This is a genomic window from Marinobacter sp. DUT-3, from assembly GCF_050379435.1.
GTDB lineage: Bacteria > Pseudomonadota > Gammaproteobacteria > Pseudomonadales > Oleiphilaceae > Marinobacter.
This window is the reverse complement of the sequence record NZ_JBNRMG010000024.1, coordinates 1-2,189: the sequence shown is the minus strand read 5'-3', so window position 1 is coordinate 2,189 and position 2,189 is coordinate 1. Positions and strand designations below refer to the sequence as shown.

Here is a 2,189-nt window from a genome sequence, read left to right as displayed (position 1 = left end):
CAACGACGAGCCACGCAATTCTGGTGGGTCTGGGTGGACTTGAACCACCGACCTCACCCTTATCAGGGGTGCGCTCTAACCACCTGAGCTACAGACCCGGTTTTGCTTGTCCTACAACAAGCCAAGTCGGGTCCGAAAGACCCTTTTGCTCTCTTTATTAGCCAACCAAGTAATTCGTGTGGACTCTGACCGAAGCATTCGGCTTCGTTTAAGGAGGTGATCCAGCCGCAGGTTCCCCTACGGCTACCTTGTTACGACTTCACCCCAGTCATGAACCACACCGTGGTGATCGTCCTCCCGAAGGTTAGACTAACCACTTCTGGTGCAATCCACTCCCATGGTGTGACGGGCGGTGTGTACAAGGCCCGGGAACGTATTCACCGTGACATTCTGATTCACGATTACTAGCGATTCCGACTTCACGGAGTCGAGTTGCAGACTCCGATCCGGACTACGATGCGTTTTGTGAGATTAGCTCCCCCTCGCGGGTTTGCAGCCCTCTGTGCGCACCATTGTAGCACGTGTGTAGCCCTGGCCGTAAGGGCCATGATGACCTGACGTCATCCCCACCTTCCTCCGGTTTGTCACCGGCAGTCTCCCTAGAGTTCTCAGCCGAACTGCTAGCAACTAGGGATAGGGGTTGCGCTCGTTACGGGACTTAACCCAACATCTCACGACACGAGCTGACGACGGCCATGCAGCACCTGTGTCAGAGTTCCCGAAGGCACCAATCCATCTCTGGAAAGTTCTCTGCATGTCAAGGCCAGGTAAGGTTCTTCGCGTTGCGTCGAATTAAACCACATGCTCCACCGCTTGTGCGGGCCCCCGTCAATTCATTTGAGTTTTAACCTTGCGGCCGTACTCCCCAGGCGGTCTACTTAGTGCGTTAGCTGCGCCACTAAGACTTCAAGAGTCCCAACGGCTAGTAGACATCGTTTACGGCGTGGACTACCAGGGTATCTAATCCTGTTTGCTCCCCACGCTTTCGCACCTCAGTGTCAGTGTTGGTCCAGGTAGCCGCCTTCGCCACTGGTGTTCCTTCCTATATCTACGCATTTCACCGCTACACAGGAAATTCCACTACCCTCTACCACACTCGAGCCTGACAGTTCGAAATGCCGTTCCCAGGTTAAGCCCGGGGCTTTCACATCTCGCTTATCAAACCACCTACGCGCGCTTTACGCCCAGTAATTCCGATTAACGCTTGCACCCTCCGTATTACCGCGGCTGCTGGCACGGAGTTAGCCGGTGCTTCTTCTGTGAGTAACGTCAAGCCTCATGGGTATTAGCCATAAGGTTTTCCTCCTCACTGAAAGTGCTTTACAACCCGAAAGCCTTCTTCACACACGCGGCATGGCTGGATCAGGGTTGCCCCCATTGTCCAATATTCCCCACTGCTGCCTCCCGTAGGAGTTCGGGCCGTGTCTCAGTCCCGATGTGGCTGATCATCCTCTCAGACCAGCTACGGATCGTCGCCTTGGTAGGCTCTTACCCCACCAACTAGCTAATCCGACTTAGGCACATCCAATAGCGCAAGGTCCGAAGATCCCCTGCTTTCCCCCGAAGGGCGTACGCGGTATTAATCCGGGTTTCCCCGGGCTATCCCCCACTACTGGGCAGTTTCCTAAGCATTACTCACCCGTCCGCCGCTCGTCAGCGGGGAGCAAGCTCCCCCTGTTACCGCTCGACTTGCATGTGTTAAGCCTGCCGCCAGCGTTCAATCTGAGCCATGATCAAACTCTTCAGTTTAAATCATACAAGAATCCGAAGATTCTCTATTCTTGCTCAAGACAAAACTCAATTTCGACGAGTCACTGTCCTGATATTTCGTATCCGAAATACCTCGGCCAGCGCCCACACGAATTACTTGGTTAACTTTTTAAAGAGCGTTCGGGGCTTGCCCGATCAAGGTGGCGTATTCTACATCGCTCCGCCGCCTTGTCAACCGTTTATTTTCCGTTGTTTCCGTCTCCGGAAACCGCCGAAAAATGAACCGGCTTACTGCTGTATCGAGGCGCGCATTCTACACTGAACCGCCACCTTGTCAACTGCTTTCTGAAGAAATTTGAAACTCGTTTTCTTCAATACTTTCAAACAGTTGCCTTCCGAATCCGGAGCCGCCTAAGTGGCTTACCCCTCGAAAGAGATGCGCATTCTACAGAGCTCAGGCGAGGTGTCAACGAGCTTTT

1 tRNA gene and 1 rRNA gene are annotated in these 2,189 nt (G+C 53.5%); both read right to left on the bottom strand.

Annotation, left to right across the window (positions count from 1 at the left end):
• Positions 1-21: 21 nt before the first annotated feature.
• A tRNA-Ile gene (locus ACQUWM_RS19120) sits at positions 22-98 on the bottom strand.
• Between the two features lie 111 nt (positions 99-209).
• A 16S ribosomal RNA gene (locus tag ACQUWM_RS19115) occupies positions 210-1,749 on the bottom strand.
• Positions 1,750-2,189 lie beyond the last annotated feature (440 nt).